General features: G+C 47.7%; 12 protein-coding genes and 1 pseudogene. 7 read left to right on the top strand and 6 right to left on the bottom strand.

Annotation, left to right across the window (positions count from 1 at the left end; all coding sequences use genetic code 11):
• Positions 1–615 precede the first annotated feature (615 nt).
• Both KDK19_RS12635 and gorA read left to right on the top strand, forming a co-directional pair.
• The gene (locus tag KDK19_RS12635; protein ID WP_257254255.1) at positions 616–1,935 is read left to right on the top strand and encodes a dicarboxylate/amino acid:cation symporter; all 1,320 of its coding nucleotides are present in this window, start codon (positions 616–618) and stop codon (positions 1,933–1,935) included.
• 767 nt (positions 1,936–2,702) lie between these two features.
• Positions 2,703–4,070 carry a glutathione-disulfide reductase gene (gene gorA / locus KDK19_RS12630; RefSeq protein WP_257254254.1) on the top strand — a complete coding sequence of 456 codons (1,368 nt, stop codon included), beginning with the start codon at positions 2,703–2,705 and terminating at the stop codon, positions 4,068–4,070.
• A gap of 104 nt (positions 4,071–4,174) precedes the next feature.
• On the opposite strand, the gene KDK19_RS12625 is transcribed toward gorA, so the two are convergent.
• A complete protein-coding gene (locus tag KDK19_RS12625) occupies positions 4,175–7,255 on the bottom strand; it encodes a DUF4116 domain-containing protein (RefSeq protein WP_257292101.1) in 3,081 nt (1,026 codons plus the stop codon).
• 691 nt (positions 7,256–7,946) lie between these two features.
• Between KDK19_RS12625 and KDK19_RS12620 the strand changes: the two genes are divergently transcribed.
• The 3 genes from KDK19_RS12620 (at position 7,947) to pntB (ending at position 13,157) form a co-directional block, all read left to right on the top strand.
• On the top strand, positions 7,947–9,542 hold the full coding sequence (locus KDK19_RS12620) for an isocitrate lyase (RefSeq protein ID WP_257254251.1): 1,596 nt from the start codon (positions 7,947–7,949) through the stop codon (positions 9,540–9,542).
• Positions 9,543–10,203: 661 nt separating this feature from the next.
• Positions 10,204–11,736 (top strand): Re/Si-specific NAD(P)(+) transhydrogenase subunit alpha, encoded by a 1,533-nt coding sequence (locus KDK19_RS12615; protein WP_257280951.1) that lies wholly within the window; start codon positions 10,204–10,206, stop codon positions 11,734–11,736.
• A gap of 20 nt (positions 11,737–11,756) precedes the next feature.
• Positions 11,757–13,157, top strand: coding sequence for a Re/Si-specific NAD(P)(+) transhydrogenase subunit beta (gene pntB / locus KDK19_RS12610; RefSeq protein WP_257254249.1), 1,401 nt, complete (start codon positions 11,757–11,759; stop codon positions 13,155–13,157).
• A gap of 80 nt (positions 13,158–13,237) precedes the next feature.
• Here pntB and KDK19_RS12605 read toward each other — a convergent pair whose 3' ends face one another.
• The gene (locus tag KDK19_RS12605; protein ID WP_257254248.1) at positions 13,238–14,026 is read right to left on the bottom strand and encodes a hypothetical protein; all 789 of its coding nucleotides are present in this window, start codon (positions 14,024–14,026) and stop codon (positions 13,238–13,240) included.
• A gap of 467 nt (positions 14,027–14,493) precedes the next feature.
• Positions 14,494–15,294 (bottom strand): glucosamine-6-phosphate deaminase, encoded by an 801-nt coding sequence (gene nagB, locus KDK19_RS12600; RefSeq protein ID WP_257280949.1) that lies wholly within the window; start codon positions 15,292–15,294, stop codon positions 14,494–14,496.
• 138 nt (positions 15,295–15,432) lie between these two features.
• On the opposite strand from nagB, the gene sbcD reads away from it, so the two are divergent.
• Both sbcD and KDK19_RS12590 read left to right on the top strand, forming a co-directional pair.
• The gene (gene sbcD, locus KDK19_RS12595; protein ID WP_257292100.1) at positions 15,433–16,743 is read left to right on the top strand and encodes an exonuclease subunit SbcD; all 1,311 of its coding nucleotides are present in this window, start codon (positions 15,433–15,435) and stop codon (positions 16,741–16,743) included.
• The gene (locus KDK19_RS12590; RefSeq protein ID WP_257292099.1) at positions 16,740–20,405 is read left to right on the top strand and encodes an AAA family ATPase; all 3,666 of its coding nucleotides are present in this window, start codon (positions 16,740–16,742) and stop codon (positions 20,403–20,405) included. Before sbcD ends, KDK19_RS12590 begins: the two co-directional genes overlap by 4 nt.
• Positions 20,406–20,616: 211 nt before the next feature.
• Here KDK19_RS12590 and KDK19_RS12585 read toward each other — a convergent pair whose 3' ends face one another.
• The 3 genes and pseudogenes from KDK19_RS12585 to KDK19_RS24395 all read right to left on the bottom strand — a co-directional run.
• Positions 20,617–21,042, bottom strand: coding sequence for a hypothetical protein (locus KDK19_RS12585; RefSeq protein WP_257254243.1), 426 nt, complete (start codon positions 21,040–21,042; stop codon positions 20,617–20,619).
• A gap of 348 nt (positions 21,043–21,390) precedes the next feature.
• The gene (locus KDK19_RS12580) at positions 21,391–24,057 is read right to left on the bottom strand and encodes a ubiquitin-like protein (protein WP_257292098.1); all 2,667 of its coding nucleotides are present in this window, start codon (positions 24,055–24,057) and stop codon (positions 21,391–21,393) included.
• A gap of 491 nt (positions 24,058–24,548) precedes the next feature.
• A pseudogene (locus KDK19_RS24395) lies at positions 24,549–24,695 on the bottom strand (recombinase family protein); the annotation flags it as partial.
• Positions 24,696–25,235: the final 540 nt, after the last annotated feature.

The raw sequence follows: 25,235 nt of genomic DNA, 5'->3' as shown, positions 1-25,235 counted from the left end.
CAGAAATTTTTATCCTTAATTTCTTGCAATCCTCGCTACGGACGCTTAAGTCCGATAGGCTGCTAGAAATGTAAGTTCTTTTTTGCACGTCGGAAGACGTGCAAAAAGTCTCTCCTTATTCCATTGCTCTAATACTTTCCCGCCATCACGAACGATACTGCAGACTGACAGCTCCCAACCGATAAAATGCTTAAAAGGCTGGACACCCTTTTCAGAGTCCGGTCAGAACAGAGTTAACCGTGACTGAATAAAACTTAAAAAAGGCAGTTATATCCACTAAGCATCCAACATAAGTCAAGAAATAACGTTATAAGTGCCAGGCTATTATCGCTATATATCCTTTTATTGATCTAGGTCAAACCCGCTTGATGCCAAACGAACTTATGCTTCAGAGATCGGGGACGCTGGTTGAATTCTTTTGACCAGTGCAGCCCTGCCATAAAAAACCCGGCAGGCCAGACTAACTCCATAAGCGCCTCAAGAAATCGCTTGGGTTACTCAGCAATAACACATCCAAGAAAGTCTGATCTGACATGCACCCCGCATAACTCTCTCTCGCAACACAAGGACAAGCGAATAGCGAGAGGGTCATGTTTGGTAACATAGGAAATTAATATGAAGCAGTGGATTCGACTTTCCCTCACGGCCAAAGTGCTGATCGGCATGGTGGCAGGTCTGGCTCTGGGCCTGATAATGCGTCAGTTTACAGGTAATACTTTTATTGAGCATTACCTGGTAAATGGCGTATTTAACGTCATCGGTCAAATCTTTCTGACCGCCCTGAAAATGATTGTAGTACCTCTGGTATTCACTTCTATCGTATGCGGAACTTGTTCTCTGAAAGACGTCACAGTACTGGGCCGTCTGGGCGGTAAAACAGTCGCCTTCTACCTGTTTACGACGTGTATTGCCATCAGTCTGGCTATGGGACTGGCACTGCTGGTCAGCCCGGGTGAAGGTGCCAACCTGGAAAGCGCTTCTTCTTATGCCGCTTCTACCGCACCTTCGTTGTCTGAAGTCATCATTGGCATGTTCCCAGCCAACCCCATTGAAGCCATGGCCTCCGGTAACACACTGCAAATCATCGTATTTGCCCTGCTGTTCGGGATTGCCATTGCCGCCGCAGGTAAGCCCGCTGAGCCTATTGTAAAGATTTTTGTGGCTCTGAACGAAGTCATGATGAAGCTGACTACCTTGATCATGAACCTGGCACCCTACGGTGTGATGGGTCTGTTGGCCAAGCTGTTCTACACAATTGATCTGGGTGCTATCGGCAACCTGATTCAGTATTTCCTGGTCGTTCTGGGGGCTCTGGCTCTGCAGCTGTTCATCACTTACTGTGGTCTGCTGAAAATCACTACAGGCCTGAGTCCACGCATTTTTCTGAAAAAAATGCAGGATGCCTTCATGTTTGCCTTTACTACTGCCTCCAGTAACGCCACTATCCCGGTCACTCTGGAAGGCGTAACCCGTCGTATGGGTGTTAGCAACAAGGTTGCCTCTTTCACTATACCTCTGGGCAGTACCATCAACATGGACGGTACCGCTATCATGCAGGGCGCTGCGACGGTCTTTATCGCCCAGGCCTTTGGTATTGACCTGAGTATGGGTGACTATCTGATGGTGATTGTCACTGCCACTCTGGCTTCCGTCGGCACTGCGGGTGTACCCGGCGTGGGTCTGGTTATGCTGGCGATGGTTCTGCAGCAGGTAGGCCTGCCTCTGGAAGGTATTGCCCTGATCATGGGTGTAGATCGACTGCTGGACATGGTACGTACCGCTGTGAATATAACAGGCGACAGTGTTGTAAGCTGTATCGTTGCCAAGAGCGAAGGCGAGATGGATCTAAAGGTTTATAACGATCTTGAAGCCGGTGAAAGCGATGAAAACATCGACTTCCACCACATCGGTGAGCAGCAGGCCCGGACTGTCTGATTGATGACTGACTAATCATGACGGAGCGTAGCTTTTCGGCTACGCTCCTCCCTCCGCCCTGACGCACCCATCCTTACCTCAAAGTTCAGCCAGTCATACTGCTCTAATGATCCTAATCAACAAACCCGCTTACGGCGTCAGAAATTCAGAGCATGCAGCAACGTGTACATAGCAGTTGCCGGTCGGAGATAAGATGACGAAGGAATGAGAGTTTCAGCGGAGTGCTATTGAACATAAAAATAAGCGGATTGGTTTACGGGCTGTGTGGATAATTGCTTTATTATCCTTCCATGTATACCCGGATGCTTGCGTTGCTTTTGCAATTCTTCTCAGCTCCGGTTTCCCTGTTGGTTGCTACACCACAAAAAAACATCCTGTAAACCAATCCGCTTGTACGGTCACCGACTTTTATTATTGTTATTATCTGTCGGTTCACCTGCCTCGTTATTATTTTTATTTTCGGCAGATTTTCTTGCTTTCGACCCTAAATATACAATCGGCGTGCCAGTTTTTTGAAAAATGGATACAGCCCTTGGCATACGTACAACCCGACATATAGATACATGTTTTTAGGTACTTTCGTACAACCTTAATGTGTTACCTTTGGGAAGTTGTCGCGTAACAGTGGGATATTGAAGTAACGTTTACAAACTTTCATAAGCTCAGAGCGCCCCATTCAACAGAGAGTTAGACCCTCAGAGATTTAAATTCCTGAGATTGCCCATATAGTGTCTTTTAACTTCACTTCAAATTCATCAGGAAAAATCATGACTACAGATAACCATTTTGACTACCTGGTCATTGGTGGCGGTAGCGGCGGCATCGGTACTGCCAATCGTGCTGCCATGCACGGCGCAAAAGTTGGCCTTATTGAAGCCAAACACCTCGGCGGTACCTGTGTAAACGTTGGCTGCGTCCCCAAGAAAGCCATGTGGTTTGCAGGACAGATTTCCGATGCCATTCACTATGGCCCCGATTACGGCTTTGACCTGAACCGTGAGGAAATCCTGAAAAACTTCAGCTGGAGCAAACTGGTCGAAAGCCGTGAGGCCTATATAGGCCGTATTCACCAGTCCTATGACCGTGTACTGGGTAATAACAAAGTCACCGTCATAAAAGGTTACGGTCGTTTTGTGGATGCCAGAACCGTTGAAGTGGACGGTGTTCTCTTCACAGCTGATCACATTACCATCGCTACCGGTGGTGAGCCTGCTATCCCATCGATTCCTGGTGCAGAATACGGCATTGATTCTGATGGCTTTTTTGAACTCACCGAGCGCCCTGAGCGTGTTGCGGTTCTGGGTGCAGGGTATATTGCGGTTGAGCTGGCGGGTGTTCTTCATGCCCTGGGTAGTGAAACCCATCTGTTGGTTCGCAGACACAAACCACTGCGCAGCTTCGACGACATGCTCTCCGATACTCTGGTTGAGATTATGGAAGCTGAAGGTCCGACCCTTCACACTCACTCTGTGCCCGAAAAGATCACCAAAGAAAGTGATGGCAGCCTGACTATTCATCTGGAAAATGGTAACAGTCTGACAGTTGATACCGTTATCTGGGCTGCAGGTCGTAAGCCACACACCCACTCCATCAATCTGGAAGCAGCAGGCGTAGAAACCAACGAACGCGGCTACATTCCTGTGGATAAGTTCCAGAACACCAATGTATCGGGTATTTATGCGGTAGGCGACAACATTGGCAAGATCGAACTGACTCCTGTTGCGGTTGCTGCCGGACGTCGTCTGTCAGAGAGACTTTTTAACAATAAACCGGAAGAGCACCTGAACTACGACAATGTTGCGACTGTCGTCTTCAGTCACCCTACGATTGGCACCGTGGGTCTGAGCGAGAGCGAAGCCATTGAACGTCATGGCGAGGAAAACGTTAAGGTTTACACCAGTGGCTTTACTGCCATGTACAGTGCACTGACCAGTCACCGTCAGCCAAGTCGCATGAAGCTGGTTACCGTGGGTAAAGAAGAGAAGATTGTTGGTATTCACAGCATAGGTCACGGCTCCGACGAAATGCTGCAGGGTTTTGCAGTGGCGCTAAAAATGGGTGCAACCAAAGCAGACTTTGATAACACAGTGGCTATCCATCCAACCTCTGCAGAAGAGTTCGTCACTATGAGATGATCCTTTTTCTGGAGAGTTAGAAAAGAAGTGACAAATTGAAAAATGCCTTGTCAGTCAAATCTGTGGGTCATTTCTGGTTCAGGCAGGTTGCCCGGTTCATGATTTCAACGCCTGCCTGAATGGTTCAGCTGCTCCAATACACCAGTACACATTCTGGTCAGCCCGTTCATTAACGAAATCAGTGGAAATGTGGAGTTATAGGCTCCAAGATTTAACTGATCATTCATATTTAAAAAATTTTTCTCGCTTAGACGCTTGCCAGCACCATATGGATAGAGTGTTTCACTGAGGCGTTTATTATTTTTTACATGATTCAGGTAGCAGTCGGCCTGGTCATATTCACTCCCGGTGAGCTGATCAAAGCCTGACTCACAAGGCTGTAGTGCCGTCCAGTAGAGCACCTCCTGCGCTACCCGGCCAAGCCATTCCCGGTACTCCTGATCTTCCCGACCCAGTAAGGATTGGAGGTGATTGAGTGTGGCAGGCAGAGGCATCAGTCCCGACAGGAATTGATTGCAGGCTGATTCAATAAATGTGGCCGTTTCCTTAAGTGCCTTAGGGTTTTTGTAGTGATAACCATCATCCCTTTGGCGTAAACGTGACCGCACCAGAACCGCCGATACTATGATCTCACAAATACTATTGGCCAGGGCAACACGCTGAGAAACTATGGGCGGATAACAGTGATTGAGGGTGTCTTTCTGCCGTAAACAGTTCTGGATATCGCCAAAGGTTTCATAATCACCCAAGTCACGCATGCCACAGTGCCCAAAATCAATCTTATCGGTCGCAAGAGTATTCCACGCCGCTAATTTGCCAGGGTGAATATTGTCATGCATTAGATTCATGGCCGCATGCAAGGCGACCCAGCCCCGACCGCGATCAGTATCATGCAGGCACTGCAGCATACTGGTCGGCACCAGCCCCATGCTGGTCATGTAACCGGCATCGTGACAGGCCTTAAGGATGCCCTGCTCCGGGCGCTCCCGGGGGCAGTCACTTTCTGCTTCTGGCGAATGGGCATACCGGGCATAGGCGGCAGGTGCTGTATAGGAAAAGACATTGATATACTGCTGGCCGTGTCTTTCGGTCATCTCCACACGATCATCAAACTGGCTAATCAAACACCGCAGACCTTCGCGCAGGGGGAGTTGCATAAAAGCCTGGCACTTTGGCAACTCGCTCTTGAATGCCAGCCTTGGGGTAGTAGCGATGAATTGATAAAGCAGCCCCTCCCTGGCCAATGTTTCAAGGGGTTCCCCGGCTCTCTGGAATTTAAAATATGTGGCCTGGCCACCGACCTTCAGACATTGAATTGTCCGTCCACCGACAATCCGGACTGCTGAGTCGTTTGCCGGACACAGTTCTTCAGGTATATCATGCAGCCCAAACGATGAAGGCATATTCCTGGCAATGTATCGGTTGATGCTCTCACCATCAGCGGCTTTGGGCAGCGCAAATCCGGTGACCTTGTGAGCAGTTGAAATCAGAGGTAACAAAAACAGATTGGTACACCTGAATTGCAAAGGAGACTTATGACAAACCAGTGGTGCCGCTAATACCTGTTCCGGGAAGGTGTAACCCGGAGCATCTAATGATTCAATTAACCTGAGTTTTTCTTCCAGCGTCGAATGCGTATTCGACAAAAACATCAACTGAACGTTGGTTGGTACATAAGGCATTTTGTTAAGCTTTATTAATCTTATCTGCCATTCTTCTATGTTTGCATCCACTGTATCCATCATCTCTTTTGTAACTGATGCTTTCAGGCAGCACTCAGTCAAATTCAGGTTTTCCACGGGAACATATTTCAATACCGACACATCATGTTTTAATGCCTCATGAAGGATTGCCCCCTTTCTTATGTATTTGGGCACAAACTCCAGCGCATCGGGTGACAGGCTCAGGGCTAAAGAATACAGCTCAAACGCTTTATCATCTTCGACAAATCGTGAAAGGTTAATGTGTGCGGCACAGGCAAGAGGGGTGTTTACATGTTCCTTGTTGGTAAAGACTGACTTGAGGAATTCTTCAGTAATAAACTGCTCTGGAATATCATCCAATACTGTTATGCCACAAGTACAGGCAGTGCGATATATTTCCGTTTGTTGTGCTTGTGTTAGACATTCGGGAAGCTTCTTACACGCGCGGCCACTTTTAGAGGCTGCCAGATACATTTCGAATGTTTTGACTGCTTCCGGGATGAATTCGAAGGCGTCGGCATCATTATCAACGGCCATTTGGCATAATGCTGCAGTTTTCAGTTTTTCAGGAACGTACTTTAATGCTAACCCATTGCGTCGACAGGCTAATTCACAAAGTTCTGCTGTTTTTTTATGGTCCGGATAATACTGCAGGGACCCGAAGCGTTCGATTGCAATGGTTAACAGGTGATCACTAACAGGTTTATTTTTCGGGTAACTGCTCAGCGCAGTGGGCGATTTTCTGCAGGCTATTTCAAAACGGGCATCAGTTTTTGCTTCGCGGGGAATGTCCTGAATAACGTCATCATATTTTTCAAACAGCAAGTCAAAAAAACCATCATACAGCCATTGTCTTTTTATCTTCTCAGGCACATAGCTAAGCGCATCACATTCCTCAAGTGCCAGAGCCCGATAGAATTCATCGGTCTTAATCCTTTCAGGTACATACTGCAAATTCCCATAATGAAATTTCGTGCATGCCTGCACACACAAATCGGGTGTTAACTTTTCCTGGGGTACCTGCTCTATATAATAAGGATTTTCTTTAATTTTCAGAAGGTAATCTTCAGAATCAAGCTGATCAGGGTCAGCATCGGGCGGTAGCTTCCCGAAGTATTTGATAAATGCTTTATAGTCGCTGACCGGCAATGGTTTCTGCTTGTCCATGCACACGGCAAACCTCTTCAGGAACTCTTTTAATTCATGACCAAGATTGCCTTGTGGTAAGTCATGTGTGGAAGCGGGGTAAGCTTGTACAGAAGACCATTCCATAGGGGATTGTGTAACAGCAGAAGGATCAGACATATTTCTGACGGGTAAGCCGTCTTGTTCACGCCCCTGCAAAACTTCTTTAACAAGGTATTTGCCCCAGGATTGAGCTGTTGGGTAGCCGGAGTGATCCTTTTGGAAGGGAGGAACCTCCTGGGCATCTTGCGGATTTTGACCAACAGGAGGAAAAGATGGGCTCCCTGAAATATTCATTTTGCTGAACTCCCTGTTAGAAATAGCTATAAATGAATGATTATTTTTGAAATGTTCATAATCTTACGGATTTGATTATAAAATCAGTGAAAAGTTCCAGACGTCCATCCTAATCCGTGCAGGTAAGTGGCAAAGTTGCCCTCGGGGCTCAGCCTTGCAAGCGATTTTTGTCCATCAGCTCGTTTGAGTCTTGTTTCCTCGCACAGCCTTTCGTGGGGCAGCATTAGTGCAGAAAAGGGACTTTTGCCGCATTACTATGAACAGCAGGTATTGAATGACTTTTTGAAATTTGCTCAAGGAGTACCCCTCCCCGACCTAAAATATCAATTATCAAAAGATCACAAATGAAAGCACAAAAAGGCATTTTATTAGAAAATTACTGCGAGATAAGGAAATACTTAGTATATATAAAAGTATGGTCGTATATTTAACAATCTTCCCCAAAATAAACATAACCACTTGTTTTTATTATAATAATAAAGCAGCAAAGTAATATTCTTCAGTGTGAACGCTTTTCTCAGCCCGAATAAAAGACACCACTATTCACGAAATAAATAACAAAAATAAAAATAACAGGATTGTCACAAATGTTCACAAATCACAGAATGCAGTCACCGGGTCGGCAAGACTCCAACAATGAAGACTGATCATCAAACCACACTGATGACGTCGCAAAATGGAAGGACTGATCATGTCAAACTACCTGAACGATATTGACGCAATTGCTTCACTCAAAGCTACTCAGGGCTCTTCCTGGGAAGCGATCAATCCTGAATACGCTGCTCGCATGAAAGCGCAGAACCGTTTCAAGACCGGTCTGGATATTGCCCGCTACACCGCCAGGATCATGCGTGAAGACATGGCGGCTTACGACGCTGACACAGCTAAGTACACCCAGTCTCTGGGCTGCTGGCATGGATTCATCGGTCAGCAGAAAATGATCTCCATCAAAAAACATTTCAACAACACGGATCGTCGCTACCTTTACCTGTCTGGGTGGATGGTTGCTGCATTGCGCTCTGAGTTTGGTCCTCTGCCTGACCAGTCCATGCACGAGAAAACGTCTGTAGCCGGCCTGATTGAAGAACTATACACATTCCTGCGTCAGGCTGACGCCCGTGAACTGGGTGGCCTGTTCCGTGAACTGGACTCTGCCCGCAAAGCTGGCGATACCGCAAAAGAAGCAGACCTCCAGAGCCAGATCGACAACCATCAGACACACATTGTGCCTATCATTGCCGACATCGACGCTGGTTTCGGTAACGAAGAAGCCACTTACCTGCTGGCCAAGAAAATGATTGAAGCCGGTGCCTGCTGCATCCAGATTGAAAACCAGGTTTCCGATGAGAAGCAATGTGGTCACCAGGACGGTAAGGTAACCGTTCCTCACGAAGACTTCCTGGCCAAGATCCGCGCGGTTCGCTACGCCTTCCTGGAGCTGGGTGTAGACGACGGGGTAATTGTTGCCCGTACTGACTCCCTGGGTGCTGGCTTGACCAAGCAGCTGGCGGTAACCAATCAACCGGGTGACCTGGGTGACCAGTACAACAGCTTCCTGGATGTTGAAGAAGTGACTCCAGAGAACATGAACAACGGTGACGTGATCATTAACCGTAACGGCAAGCTGGTTCGTCCCAAGCGTCTGCCCAGCAACCTGTTCCAGTTCCGTCAGGGCACCGGTGTTGAGCGTGTAGTTCTGGATTGCATCACTTCCCTGCAGAACGGTGCCGACTTGCTGTGGATTGAAACCGAAAAACCTCATGTTGGCCAGATCGCCGAGATGGTTAACAAGATTCGTGAAACCTGCCCTAACGCCAAGCTGGTTTACAACAATTCACCGTCCTTCAACTGGACTCTGAATTTCCGCCAGCAGGTATTCGATGCCTGGAGCGAACAAGGTAAAGACGTTTCTGCCTACGACCGTGCTCAACTGATGAGTGCAGAGTACGACGCAACTGAACTGGCCCAGGCGGCTGATGAGAAGATCCGCACCTTCCAGGCTGACGCTGCCCGTGAAGCAGGTATCTTCCACCACCTGATTACTCTGCCAACTTACCACACCGCCGCGCTGTCCACTGACAATCTGGCTAAAGAGTACTTTGGTGATCAGGGCATGCTGGGGTATGTAGCTAACGTTCAGCGCAAAGAAATTCGTCAGGGTATTGCCTGTGTTAAACATCAGAACATGGCTGGCTCAGACATGGGTGATGACCACAAAGAATACTTCTCTGGTGATGCTGCACTGAAAGCGGCCGGTGAAGACAATACCATGAATCAGTTTGGCTAAAGAATTCGCCTCCCCCGCGTGAATTTCACGCACCCAGTCAGGGCAGCTTCTCGCTGCCCTGACTCATTCTGACCAAGCAAAGCCCCGATTCATTGAGTAGACTTAGGATCAGCTGATCCCGGGCAGTGTCCGTAGACACGGGACATTGAAATCAAACCTTAACACAACCTACCAAACTTTTACTCGCAATACCCCTTTAAAAAAGAGAATTTATTCATTATTAAGAATAAATTGTCATAATCTTCCACTTCAAAGCTATCCACGAGAATCTTTATACATATACAGAGAGACAGATATGACAGTACGTAAAAGCCGGAAATCGAAAAGTTATGCTAACGGAAAACATACTATTCATGTAGTTAATTACCCTTTTCACTTAAAATCACATACTATACGTGATCGGAATTCATACCCGAGTACCTCTCAGGGATGAAGTTCGGATTGAGCCGGATTAGGGAGGCCCAGGCCATGAAAAACAGGGTCAAAAAAACACAGTGTTCTGACAAGCATCGTCTCCCGTAAAGAAAGACAGCTTTAAGCCATCGTCGTGCTCTGTACTGATGCGATGAAAAACGACGGTGAAGGCACAACTACTGGTCGGCAGCCCACGTCTGCCAGAACATTTTATAGCGACACTTGATAGCTACACTAGGTGACCGATATGCGGATAGGGATCCCTGGAGAGATTCAGGAAAACGAAAACCGGGTAGCTGCTACGCCTGATACGATAGGCAAGCTGCAAAAGCTCGGTTATGACGTCATCATTGAGAGTGGAGCTGGTATTAAAGCCAGCTTTGATGATGCAGCTTTTATAGAGGCTGGCGCTCAAATAGCAGAACGCTCAGAAGTCTGGGGTTCCGATATCGTCCTGAAAGTCAATGCACCTACAGACGACGAAATATCTCTATTAAAAGACGGCGCCACCTTGGCCAGCTTTATCTGGCCCGGTCAAAATGAAGAGCTTATGAACAAGCTCAGTGAGCGCAACGTCAACGTGCTGGCTTTAGACAGCGTACCCCGGCTGTCCCGCTCCCAATCACTGGACGCCCTCAGCTCTATGGCTAATATTGGTGGCTATCGGGCTGTTGTCGAAGCTTCACATCACTTTGGCCGCTTCTTTAATGGCCAGATTACTGCTGCTGGTAAAATCCCACCTGCCAAAGTTATGGTTATTGGTGCCGGTGTTGCCGGTCTGGCCGCCCTGGGTGCTGCTGGCAGCATGGGAGCTATTGTCCGCGCTTTCGATACCCGTCCTGAAGTTAAGGAGCAGGTAGAAAGCATGGGGGCTGAATTCTTGGAGCTCGATTACGAAGAAGAACAGGACTCTTCCGACGGCTACGCCAAAGAGATGAGTCAGGCCTTTATTGACGCCGAGATGGCTCTGTTCATGGAACAGGCCAAAGAGGTCGACATCATTATCACCACCGCCCTGATTCCGGGTCGCCCGGCACCCAAGCTGATTCTGGAAGAGATGGTTAAAGCCATGAAGCCGGGCAGTGTTATTGTCGATCTGGCCGCACAGACCGGTGGTAACTGTGAGTGCACAGAAAAAGACAAGGTTGTGATCAGGCACGGTGTCACTGTCATCGGTTATACCGATCTACCCAGTCGGCTACCGACCCAGTCATCCCAGTTATACGGCACCAACCTGGTAAATATGCTGAAACTGATGACACCTGAGAAAGACGGCAACCTGGTCATCGACTTTGAGGACGAAGTAGTCCGTGGTCTCACCGTCGTGAAAGAGGGCAGTATCACCTGGCCTCCACCGCCTGTTAAAGTCAGTGCTGCTCAGGTAGCCAAACCGGCTCCAAAAGTTGATGAAGTCAAGAAAGATAAGCCTTCGCGCCCTTGGTTAAAGCCTGCCCTGATCGCTGCAGGTGCGGCCATCTTCGGATGGGTTGCCCATTCAGCTCCGGCCAGTTTTCTCGAGCACTTCACCGTATTTGTTCTGTCGTCCATCATTGGCTACTACGTCATCTGGAATGTTACTTCCGCCCTGCATACACCTCTGATGAGTGTGACCAACGCCATCAGCGGCATCATCGTTATTGGTGCCCTGATGCAAATGGGGAGTGACAACAATATTATTCTGGCTCTGTCGGGCATCGCCCTGTTGGTGGCGATGATCAATATTGTCGGTGGTTTCGCTGTGACCCAGCGGATGCTCAAGATGTTCATCAGAGATAATTAATCGCAGCGGGAGTTACAGGAATGTCACAAGGATTATTATCGTCCGCCTACCTGATAGCAGCACTGCTGTTTGTCATGAGTCTGGCAGGCCTCAGTCGTCAGGAGTCAGCCAAGAGCGGCAGTCTCTATGGCATGATCGGTATGGTCATCGCCGTGCTGGCCACTTTGGGATATGCGCACCTCGAAGGCTTCACTTATATCACCATTATGATGATTGTGGGCACAGCCACAGGTCTGTTCCTGGCCAGGAAAGTGGAAATGACCGAAATGCCACAGCTGGTTGCCATCCTCAATGGTTTTGGTGGTCTGGCGGCGGTATTGATCGGCTTTTCAAGCGCCATTGAATCTTCAGAATCAATGGCCAGGGCGGCTGCCAATCTGGTGTCGCCTGCTGATCAGCTGATTCACAGCATTGAAATTTTCATTGGCATTATCATTGGTGCAATCACCTTCAGCGGTTCGGTTGTTGCCTGCCTGAAACTGAATGGCAACATCAACAGCCGTCCAGTATCACTGCCCGGCGGCCACTGGACTAACCTGGGCCTGATTGTTCTGGCCATTCTTATGGGGGTCATATACGTACAGCAGGACAGTATTCTGGCACTCATTGTCATGACAGGTTTGGCCTTTGTTTTTGGTATCACTCTGGTTATGGGTATCGGTGGTGCAGATATGCCGGTAGTGGTTTCCATGCTGAATGCCTACTCAGGCCTGGCCGCTGCGGCTACTGGCTTCATGCTGGGAAACAATCTGCTGATCATCACAGGTGCCATGGTAGGCTCGTCAGGTGCCATACTCTCCTACCTGATGTGTGCTGCCATGAACAGATCCTTTATATCCGTTATTCTTGGTGGTTTTGGCACCGAAGGCGGCTCTGTAGCAGAAGGTGAGGAGCAAGGTGAATACACTGAGGTCAATGTGGAAGAAGTCGCTGAAATGCTGAAAAATGCTTCCAGTGTGATTATCACTCCCGGATACGGTATGGCCGTCGCCCAAGCTCAGCATCCCCTGAGAGAACTGGTCAATAAGTTGTTGGCTCAGAACACCAGGGTGCGCTTTGGCATTCACCCGGTTGCGGGTCGTCTGCCAGGCCATATGAACGTTTTGCTGGCTGAAGCAAAAGTGCCTTACGATATCGTTGAAGAGATGGATGAGATCAACGACGATTTTACCGAAACCGATGTCGTTCTGGTGATTGGTGCCAACGATACCGTAAACCCGGCAGCGGCAGAAGATCCAGGCAGTCCGATTGCGGGTATGCCGGTACTTCGTGTCTGGGAAGCAGAAAGGGTAGTGGTATTCAAACGATCCATGGCTACAGGCTATGCTGGCGTCCAGAACCCTCTTTTCTTTAAAGACAACTCTCGTATGCTTTTCGGAGACGCCCACGGCACCGTCGAAGGTATTCTTAAACAGTTCTGACATGAATACCCGGATAAAAGTCTTACTTCTATCCGGGTAAAGCAGTTGCTAGAAATTTGCTTCATGCAAGAAAGAGTATATTAAGCCTCATCACCTTGACGCTGCTGATTTTCTGGTACCGGATTTTCCGGTGCTGGGTTTTCAGGTACTGGATTCTCTGGCGATGGGTTTTCAGCTACTGGATTCTCTGGCGATGAGTTTTCAACTACTGGATTCTCTGGCGATGGGTTTTCAGGTACTGAGCCTCCCTCAGGTACTGGGTTTTCAGACACCGACAGCTTGCAGGCACCCGACAGCAAAACCGTGCTTTTTTCAGTTGATGAGCATTCTGGTAGCGGGCTTAAAGGTAGTGGCGACAGAACTATAGTGAGTCTGCTACTCTCCGCGAAGGGCACTGCATTAAAATAAGTAGGTGACCAGTTACTTTGAGGGTCTGTCACCACCGGACCGTATTCCCTGCCATCTACAGACAATGAAATCTGGTATGACTGCTCATCGGGATAATAAAATTTACCACCCGCAAATACGGTAAAAGTATAAGTAGGCCTATACACATCCGGACTGTCCAGAGACCAGCCTACACTTCCTTGAGGGTACTTGGCATCAGTCGGATGAGTATCATCATTCACATTCTGGAGACTGATATTGGTATTAATGGGAACGTAAACACCGGACTTTTCAACAGCATCCAGTGTGACCGACAAGCCACTCACCTTCCTGAAGTGCGTCAAAGCACTATATTCAAAGCCATCGGCCTTGGCACTGAAGCCGTAACCGATCCCCACCGTTTCGTCTCTGAATACCACATCTGCTGCGGACGCGAAACTGGAAAGAAATATACTAACGGGTAAAACCAGTAAAACTTTCATAACTAAAAAAAGCCTCTTCTGATGTTATAACCCTGAAAAATCATCAAGACGCATCAACCAGCATTAGGTTCGCTTCAACAATAACACCAATACCGGAGTCACCGTTTATTGATCTGCACGAAAATAAACGAACGTCACACGTCCACTTCTCGCCAACTCATTTGCGACCTACAACTAATTACGTCGGCCGAAATGCAGCAGAACAAGAAGCTCGACATTTAATGAAGTTTCCGGACTAAACCACCGCTCAATTATAGATACTCATTTCTATAACTGCTTTTTTTTACCGTGAAAAAAATTTACTCCGCCATTTTTTATTCTCAAGGGCATGACTTTCCTGATATCGGAATATCCGTTCTGATCCGGCGAGCCTGCTGTTTCAATTGGTGACACTCTTCATCCTTAAGAAGCTGTCACAAAGCTGCTGCACTTCTCAGATAGAGCGTTCAACAGTGAGTGCCTGATAATCAGAGGCCGCGAATATTTTCAGCTTCCAGCTCAGCAAAGTATTTCAGGGTCTTCACCCGCAATTCCATGGTGGCTTCTTCATCACAGACGATCATGGCTTTCGGGTGCATCTGCATGGCAGAAATAGTCCACAGATGGTTCACGGAACCTTCGACCGCAGCATGGAGGGCATAAGCCTTATCTGCACCGGTGACCAGAATCATGACTTCACGGGCATCCATCAATGTGCCCACGCCAATGGTCAGGGCCAGTTCGGGTACCTGATCGATGTCGTTTTCGAAGAAACGGGAATTGGCCTGACGGGTCTTGTCAGTCAGGGTCTTGATGCGGGTGCGTGAAGACAGGGAAGAACCTGGCTCGTTAAAGGCAATATGGCCATCGTGACCGACTCCACCCATGAACAGATCAATGCCACCACAAGATTTGATCTTGTCCTCATAGCGCTGACATTCAGCTTCCAGGTCTGCAGGATTGCCGTTGAGCAGATTGATGTTTTCTTGGGGGATGTCAACATGCTCAAAGAAATTCTTGAACATGAAGGTGCGGTAAGATTCCGGATGATTGGCGGGGATACCCACGTATTCATCCATGTTAAAGGTCACTACATGCTTAAAGCTCACTTCGCCGGCGCGGTTCATCTCAATCAGGTTCTTGTAGGTAGCCAAAGGTGTGCTGCCTGTTGGCAGACCCAGAACAAAAGGGTTCTCTGCCGTTGGCTTGAACTCGTTGATCCGTCTGGCAATGTGCCTGGCGGCCCATTTGCCCACGTCGGGTTTAGCGGATAGAGGAATTAAGCGCATAGTTTATCCTTCTGGTTGCAGACTTTCAGAATTCTGTTTAGCCGGACGATGAACATTTGTCACCCTTTTTTCGGCGTGATGTAACCGGTCACATTATCACCCCTGCACATACCGGCCTATCTCACAGATCAATGTTTCGTGAAAAAGAGACGAATTTCTCTTATTCTCTACTATCCGCTCCTCTTTCTGGTTAATCCAAAATACATGCGCATTCTTCACACGTCTGACTGGCATCTTGGTCAACACTTTATGGGCAAGAGCCGAGAGCCTGAACATCAGGCATTTATCCGCTGGTTGCTAAAAACCGTCGACGAGAATTCTGTGGATGCCATTATTATCGCCGGTGATATTTTTGATACCGGAACACCTCCCAGCTATGCACGAACGCTCTACAACCGCTTCATTGTCGACCTCCAGAAAACCTGCTGCCAGCAGCTGATTATTGTCGGAGGCAACCATGACTCGGTCGCAACCTTAAATGAGTCCAGAGATTTATTGGCCTGCCTGAATACCCATGTGATCGGTGGCGTTACAGAAAACCCGCAGGACCAGATAGTGGTTTTAAAGAACCATCAGGGAGAGCCCGGCGCAGTCGTGTGTGCCATACCTTTTATCCGCCCCAGAGATGTTCTGGAAAGTCAGGCAGGTGACAGCGATACCGATAAGCAGCAAGCCCTGCAGAACGCAATCGCCAGGCACTATCAGGAAGTATTTAAACTGGCCTCCGATAAACATCTGCCAACCATAGCAACAGGGCACCTGACCACAGTGGGTGGACAAATGACTGAGTCGGTGCGGGACATTTATATAGGAACCTTGTCGGCTTTTCCGGCCAGTGCTTTCCCTCCGGCTGACTATATAGCCCTCGGACACCTGCACCGCGCCCAGAAAGTCTCGGATCAGGCACATATTCGCTACTCAGGCTCTCCCATTCCACTGAGCTTTGATGAGACATCCTGCCGCAAACAAGTTGTGCTGGTTGACCTTGAGTCCGGTGCTGCGCCAGACATCACAGAGCTGGAAGTGCCCACATTTCGTTGCCTCAAAAGCCTCAAAGGCAATTTGGACACCATTCAGGACGCGCTGGAAAAGATCGATGACGAATGCCCACTGACCACCTGGCTGGAATTGGAAGTCAGCACTGATGACTACCTCACTGATCTGCAAAAACCAATACAGATCATGCTGGAAGAGAGAAATCTGGAAGTATTAAGAGTGCGTCGAAAGCGCGAAATCAACCGTGCTGCTCTGCGAAGCGAGAGCAAAGAAACGCTTGACGAGCTTGATGTCTCTGAAGTATTTGCCCGTCGACTGGGCGACGAAGATATTGATGAGCAACGCGCAGCCACTCTCAGTCAGGCTTTTAATGAAATCCTTGCCACTCTGGATGAACCGGAAGAAGACCGCAACACCTCTGAGCCTGAGGACGAGAAGGAGTCAATGGTTTGAAAATCCTCAGTCTACGTCTGAAAAACATCAACTCGCTAAAAGGTGAGTGGAAAATTGATTTCACCGAAGATAACTTCCGCAACAACGGCTTTTTTGCCATCACCGGTCCAACGGGGGCGGGAAAAACCACGTTACTGGATGCCATCTGTCTGGCTCTTTATCATCAGACACCTCGACTGAGCAGCGTCTCAGCCAACGATAACGAGTTGATGACACGTCATACGTCAGAATCTCTGGCGGAAGTGGAATTTGAAGTTCGGGGACAGGGCTATCGTTCATTCTGGTCCCAGCGTCGGGCCAGAGGCAAAGCAGACGGTAAGTTGCAGAGTCCACAAGTGGAGCTGGCGAAACTGGATGGCGCCATTATGACCAGCCGCATCAACGACAAATTAAAAATCGTCAGTGACATCACCGGTCTGGACTTTGGTCGTTTCACCAAGTCCATGATGTTGGCCCAAGGGGGCTTTGCTGCTTTTCTGCAGGCCAGCGCCAATGACCGGGCCGGGCTTCTGGAAGAACTGACAGGCACGGATATCTACGGAGAAATTTCCCGCCGGGTGTTTGAGCGAGCACGATCAGAGCAGGAAACACTCAACCTTCTACAGGCCAGAACCGAAGGCGTTGAGCTGCTGGACGACAGTGTTATGGAAAATCTGGCTAAAGAGCAGACCGACCTGACGGAATCCAGCCGCAGGATACAGAGCCAGATTGATGAACTGAACAGACAACATACCTGGCTGGAAAAAAAAGCAGAGCTTGAGCAAGAAAAGCAAGCGTCCGAGCATTTACACCTGCAAAATGTGGAACAACAGGAAGCCCATCGTGAAACCCTGAAAAAACTGGACGAATCGATTCCTGCTCTGGAAATAAAGCCCGTCTATGATCAGCTATCGACCCTGAGGGCGGCGGCTGCTCATCGTCAGAAACAGTTGGATGATCTGTCAGAGAAAGAACAAACCCTCAAGGAAACCCTGACGGAAAAAGAACAGGCTAGCAAAAGTGCACAGGAAAACCTCAAGCAGGTCAAACAGCAGAAAGCAGAAACCGAGCAGTTGATAGCTGATCAGATCATTCCGCTGGATCTTCAAATCGCCGAAGCCCAACGCAGTCAGGCCGAGCTGTCTGAAGCACAGAAAGAACGTCAGAAAACATTTCAAAGTCTGGAAGAGCAGTACTCAACACAACAACAGAATCGCCAACAACTTCAGCACGCTCTAAAACAGGCCTCTGACTACCTGGCCCAACATGCTCAACATGAGAAGCTGGCAGAACAGCTGCCGCTCTGGCGTTCGCAGTTTGGTCAAAGAAAGTCTCTGGTCAAACAGATTCATCAGCTCAGACACTCGCTTCAAGAACAGCATAGCCGGATTGAGAAGGACAGCACCCGACACGAACAGTTGCTGGAACAGCAAAAAGTCAGCGAGGAAAGGTTAGCCCGGTCCCGTCAATGGTTGGAGCAACGGCAGACTCAACGCCAGCATTGGCTTCAGGGTCAGGAAGAGTCTTTAGTCAGGCGACAACAACACGCCATGATGGAAAAAGTGCCACTGTGCCAGCAGCTGAAAACGCTGGTTAAGCAGCATCTTGAAAACCACACCAGCCTGTGTGCAGAAAAAACGACACTGGATGAAAATAGCAGGCAACTCACCGCTGTTCGGGCAGAACTGACTCAGCAAAGGGAACTATACAGAAAAGAAACTCAGCACCTGAAAGATCTGGAAACCCTGCTGCTTCAAGAGAAAACGATTGCCAGCCTTAGTGAGCATCGTAATCAACTGAGAGATGGCGAAGCCTGTCCACTCTGTGGCTCAAAAACACACCCTGCTGTACAGAGTTATCAACAGGTAGACGTCGATTCCACTTTTTATCGACAGGAAGAAAAGAAGCAGCTTGTGGCAGAACTGGAGCAGCAGGGAACCCGGAAAAAGCAGCTGGAAACAGAACTCAAAACGCTGTGCACCACATCAGAAAAGCGCATTCTGGAATTACAGGATTGGCAGGCATCAACGCAGAAAGAGTGGCAGAAGCTTTGTCAGTCATTTCAGATTCAGCTGAATATCTCTGACACTGAACAGGTTCACACCTGGCTAAACAACACCAGAGAGCAGCTGTCAGCCATTAATGAGCGAGTCAAACAGCTGGATACGATCAACCAGCAACTGCAAAGCGCCCAACAGACGGCAACTCGGGAACAGCAGCAGCTTGATCAGAAACAGTCTCAATTGGCTCTGTTGCAACAACAGCTGAGTCAGGCTTCGGCACAAGTCGGAACAATGACTCAGCAGCTCTCAGGGCAGGAACAAGAACTGAGCCAGTTGGAGCTCGCCCTTCATCACTCTCTTGAAACCGCGCTTCCGGCACTTGAAAACCAGGACGGTTGGCTCATTGAACAAAAAGCGTTGAAAGATCGCTGGCAAACATGCCATCAGCAGAGTCTGGAGCAACAACAGGCACTGCAAACGCTTAATCATGAAATACAGATGCTTGAGCAGAATCTGCTTCAGTCCCGACAACAGGCTGATCAATTAAACCGGCAACTGGAACAGATCGAAAGAGAGCAGGCTGATCGCAAAGACATGAGATTCACACTGTTTGGCGAACTGAAGGTCAGCGAGGAACGCAGCAGGATCGAACAGGCTATAGTCACCGCTGAACAAAGCGTTAGTAGCGCAGATAAAGGGTTGCAGACAGCGTTGCGCGCTGTCAGCGAACTGTCCGGCTCTATCCGACAACACCTTAATGACCAAACAACTCATCAGTCAGAACTGGAGGGAAAAGAGGCACACTGGCAGAGCACTCTGGAAGACAGTCCTTTTGATTCCAGCGAACAGTTTGAGCAGTCCCTGCTTGCTCCTGAACAACGTACAGAACTGGAAGCACTGAAAAACACTCTGGACAAGGCCATTGCGCGCAGTACCGAACGTTGCAAACTCGCGGCTGCCTCGTTGGAAAAGCTATTGCAGGAAGCTCTGACTGAACAGGCCTCTGAAGAGATTCTGACTTGCCTGAAACAACAGACCGCAGAGCTGAGCCTGAACAATCAGCGACTGGGTGAAATCCGACAGGCACTCACTGAAGATCAGAAAAAGCGTCAGCAGTTGTCTGGCTGGGTAGATGAAATTAGCCGCCAGAAACAGCAGTTTGCCGTCTGGGAACATCTCAACAGCCTGATTGGTTCGGCAAAAGGCGACAAGTTTCGTAAGTTTGCCCAGGGACTGACCCTCGACCACCTCATTTACCTCGCCAACCAGCAGTTACAAAGGCTGCATGGTCGTTACCAGCTAAACAGAAAAGCAGGCGAAGCTCTCAGCATGGAAGTCATTGATACCTGGCAGGCTGATACTGCCCGGGATATCAAAACCCTCTCAGGAGGAGAGAGCTTTCTGGTCAGTCTGGCACTGGCACTGGCCTTGTCTGATCTGGTCAGTCACAAAACCAGTATTGATTCGCTCTTTCTGGACGAAGGCTTCGGCACACTGGATCAGGAGACACTGGAAGTAGCGCTGGATGCCCTGGACAACCTGAACGCTTCAGGAAAGATGGTAGGCGTTATCTCACATATTGAATCACTGAAAGAAAGGATTCCTACGCGTATTGAAGTGAGGAAAGAGACTGGGTTGGGATACAGTACTCTGGACAAGCGTTATGCTGTGGCCAAGTAGACGACATTGGTCTTTACTTCTCAAGGGAAACCGGCACTGTTCATCAGGTCTTATCAGGAAGATCCACTAAAAGATCCGAAAGAACTCTTGAAAGATAGCGTTATCTCTTTCGACGGCCAGAAGAACTCAGTATCAGATGACTGGGAGGTGCTGCAATGATTGCATCAGATCAGTCACCAGGTTCAGCTCAGTGAAAACTGTACGGTGAGAGCTAAGGACTCAACAGCAGCTTCACTGTTTCAGCCTTAACCTGCCCTGGCTCTCCGGTCTCCAGCAATCGTATGCTCTGAACGCTGAGTCCTCTGGCGTACATATCCGCAAACCCGTTCACAAAGGACGCCACCGAGCCTTTCCTGATGTAGATTTCAGCCTGCTGGGCATTGCCCTCTCTGACACCAATCCGTAAGCCGTTGTCGTCAGCTATCTGCTGCATCAGCATCTGCCAGTCTGCCAGATTAGTGGGCTCTGCTTTTGGCATGGCCATTTCTTCCGACTGAAGCTGGGCTCTTTCCAACAGTTGGGTCAGCTCCGGAGCGGGACTGACAGGCTTTTCAACCGGTTTAAACTTTAGATACAAGACAGTGGCTCCGGCCAGAACGAGAGCAAACAATAGAATTCTCATAAAGATTTTATTCATGGAATTTCCATTAACAGGAAGAATGACCCAGTCAACCAGGGTGGCTGATGCAAATTCAGGTTTAATGATAACCTTTCCTGTGATCTATAAACCCAAGTTCCTTCCTCTGTCAATAGTATCCATCTACCCGGCAGTTACTCTGAGTTCTCTTTGGTTTCTGGTCTACAATGGGCGATAGATATCCAGTACCCTTGAGTCACACCTGAAGACCCTGCTTCTTCACTTGCTGAAATACCAGTACCAAACTCAGGTTATCAACCCGGTCTTGCCTTCTCTCGACTTACCCGACTCTAAAGAGGCGGGGCTGCAGCCTTAATTTCGTTCAAAGATGGTGCTGAAGGAACTGGGTTATCTGTGAGGAATCCATGTGGCATGTTTTGAAAAAAACCTTTCTCCTTCAGGTAAGACAAACCCCTCTCCATCTTCAATAGTGTTAAAGTTTTGTTCGCCTGTATAAAACCAGTTTTTTACTGCATCAATAAGCAGGTCTTTTTCTATCTCTGTTAATATTTTGCTTCCGTCATGATAGTCGTCGTCCACGATATTCAAGCTTATGGAGTTAAATACCCACTCCTGACTATCAGGATTGTAAGAAAAACCACAACCAATAACAGAGCTATCTGGATATTCTCCAAAAACCGATTTATAAAGCTTTCCATGTATTTGTGACGGGAATGATGACTTGATACCTTTTATAGCCTGAGTCCTTTGAATAATAATGTAACCAGCCTTGCAATGAACTCCATTTTTTACCCAATCTAACTTGCCATCTGCGGAATAAAGCATGATGCCCGCTAAGCGTTCATTTCCATACAGGCTTTTAGGTTTGTAGGAATGACAGGATACGTGAAGAAACCTTAATGGTATTTGTTTGATGGGTTCTCCTCTCTCATAACGCGTAAGCAGTGAATTTATTTCCGCTTCTCCGTGATGCATAATGATGGTTCCTGAGCCACTGAATCTAAGCACGAGATGAATAGTGCTTTCATTTAAAATCTTATAATCAGAAAGGGTTTTGTTCGTTTCTCCTTCTAATTCGTTGCCACCAAAAACAAGTCTCATTTGATCAGGAGGGGTGCCCTCCTTATCGTGTATAAGTTCTTTTAAGTACTCAAGTCTTACATGGGGAGAAACGTAGAGTGTAATTATGTTTCCGTTAATGAATCTGCAGAAAATATATATTTTATCTGTTGCATTTAGATCTCTTAATCGTTCAGAAACTTCGTCAGAAAAATCATAATTTCCAATATAATTCGCCATGTACTCCATTATTTGATCAAGCTCTCTGTTTTTATAACAGGTTTCGAATGGATCTTCATAATCACCATACTTAACCATATGCTCAGCCAGTTTTTTTCGTTTGCGTAGCATAGCAACTATGGGCAGAGTCAAATACTGCCACTTTTCTTGCAGCATTACGGAAAGAAAAGAAGAACCCCCACTGCTAAGCTGATCATAATCTTTGAAAGACAATACACTGCCATAGCGGTTTAGGTAATCAACCACGGTTGGGTTTTCAATTATTTCTGACACTGGAGGAATGTCTGTATCGCCAGTTCGGTCAATATCTGTCAAAAGGACAGCAACACCATCAACCGTCTCTACCCAGGTTTTATAAGCTTTTTTCTCTTTTTTCCTGAGAACATCCAGCTTATCTAAATAAAAATGACGTCTACCCACTTTAAGCAAGTAATGGTGATGAGGTTCTGAAAAACTGGCATCTGCTTCCAACGGATCCTTTCCATCCTCTCCCTGCGGCGCTCCAGCTCCCTGTTTCTGAATACTACCACTCTTTGGCACTTTTGATGCGCTGGGCTGTGAATTGGTTGACTGACTGTTTGCTGACGCTTCACCAGATGGTGGTTGCTTTGATTGAGTACTCTGGCTTCCACCTAATTGATGAATCGCTGCTTCAGGAAGTAGGTTGTTGAGGGCATTTTGCAACGCGTCTATTTCAAAGTTTAAATCTAAATCCTGATGAGGTTGTTCCAAGATTGATGCAAGCTGCTCTTCAAGTGCGCCCTGCAAAGCCAGGCTGTATTCTCCCGACTGTACGATTTCAAGCAGTGCATCTATAAATGCCTCAAGACCAGTGAGCCTTGGTTTTAGCCACAACATCAATTCTCTTGTACTACTCATATGTTTTAATAATTGCTGATATTGCAAGGGGCTGAGAAACAGGTCATCAGTAGGCTGACCATTTATGTTAATAAGTAATCTAACACCTGATTCGTCATCCCTGCTTCCAAAGAGCCAGCTTTTTACTCTCTCGCTCGGCAGTATCCTGTTCCAATCCCAGTCCAACCTCATGACAGGCAATATATCCATACTCCAGTCTGTACTGACTTGTTGTGGAATCCAACCCGGTCGCTTTTTCCGGTAGTCATCGTCAAACCAAAAACCGCCATCGCTGTCAGGTGAATAATTCAAATCTGATTTTGGTTCAAGCACTCCTCCAATGAGATCTGAACTGGAAGAAGAAAGGTGGTTTTTGCTCTTTTTCTTTTTTTGGCTGACCGCCATTATCGGTTGGTCAGAAAACAAATATTGCCCAATCTTGTAGGGGTATTGCTCTAAAGTCGCTGGGGGGCAGAGACAAGGATTTTTAAGTGTTAAATATGATTGTGGATTCTTAATGACCAAACTGAAAGTATTTATTGGGGGGAAGTGGCCTAATCGCATCATATCAACAGGGGCTTCACCGTCTATACTAATCTCTTCTGAACACGCAACAATGTGTTGATAGGGTTCGGCAAATAATGTTATCGAAATTTGGTCTGAAGGTGATGTCCCCGGCTGAATTGATTTAACTTTTAAGCTGGATTTTACTTGATACTCCTGGTTTTCCAACAAAGGTGGAAGCCATTCAAGTGTCGTAACTTTTTCTGCATTAGCCAGACTTGGAAAGATATAGACTCCCCACAATATCACACCCCATTCTATAATTGACCAAGTGAAGTTCTTTATTATTTTTCCCCCGTTGTTATTTGTTTGTGTTTCATAAAAAAAATTCATAATACAACACCCAACCCTTTTATGGCGCTCATAATCTCATCCCGCCGGGTACTGGAAAGCTCAGCCCGTATAAATCCTCTTAATTCCTTACTTTTGATATCCAGAGCATCCGCCAAAATACGAGCGTCATACCCCTGATGGACCAGCTGCGCCTCAGTGCTACTCAGGTCATAAGCCAGTACTGATTTAACCCGCTCTTCGGTAACAGGCTTGATTCCGGCATGAAGGCCTTCCGTCAGCACCAAACTCAGATACTGGTTGATTTGCAGTGGTGTCGCCAGTGCTTCTGCCAAGTATTCAACAGCTTCCGGTTTGATGATGCTTTCTGGCTTCGTCTTTGGTTGAAGGCATTGGGTGAATAGCCACTGAATGTAATCCTTTTTGTGCTTGTGAAAGCTGTCCAGGGTGAAAGTGGTGGCTCTCGTGCCTATCTCTTCCATCATCGGGCGTTTGAGGTCATTGCTGAGTTTGGGGTGTCCTGTCAATACAGTCACCAACTCATCCAGACCGGGGCGCTCTGACTTGGCACCACAAGCAACATCCTGAAAAATCCTATTACATCCAGCTTCTTCAAGGGCTTCGATCTGGGGAGTTAGATTCTGGTCACGTGTACTGACACGGGCATAACCGAGTTTCATGGCAATTGGGAGGAAACAGCAATGTTCGTATTAGTCAATAACTGCCTGAAAAATAGACGGCAGATTGGTTGACGTCAAAGATGGACTTCAGGTTTTCGCCATGCTCTGTGGATTGGCTGACAAGGGCTTTGAGTTATTTGCAACTAAGCGGAAAAATGTGTCAGGGGAGGCGCAGCCCAACAGCAGCGAGCTATAGCCAAATAGCACATAAAAGCTCACGTGCTCTTGTCATGGCAACATAATACTTGGATATTTCAGAATCTTTTGCTGTTTTTTCAGGGCTTTTCATATCAGTGATGATAATAACGTCGTTTTCAATGCTCTTGAAATGCCTGATCTCTGCAAAGGTAATGGTTTGATGCGGAAAGTATCGGACAGCGTATTCATCCAGTGGAGTGATGAAGTGATTTTGGCTGACGGTCGGATGTGCTGCCTGTGATTGTCGGTAAGCCAGTGGTGACAGGATGGTGATTGATGATGCAGAGACCGCTACTAAAAATCTAACATAATCTGTAATTATGTAGACTTATCTACGCCGTC

This window comes from Endozoicomonas sp. ONNA1, from assembly GCF_024606325.1.
Classification (GTDB): domain Bacteria; phylum Pseudomonadota; class Gammaproteobacteria; order Pseudomonadales; family Endozoicomonadaceae; genus Endozoicomonas_A.
Note: the sequence above shows the minus strand (reverse complement) of the source record. Positions and strands in the feature narration are given on the sequence as shown.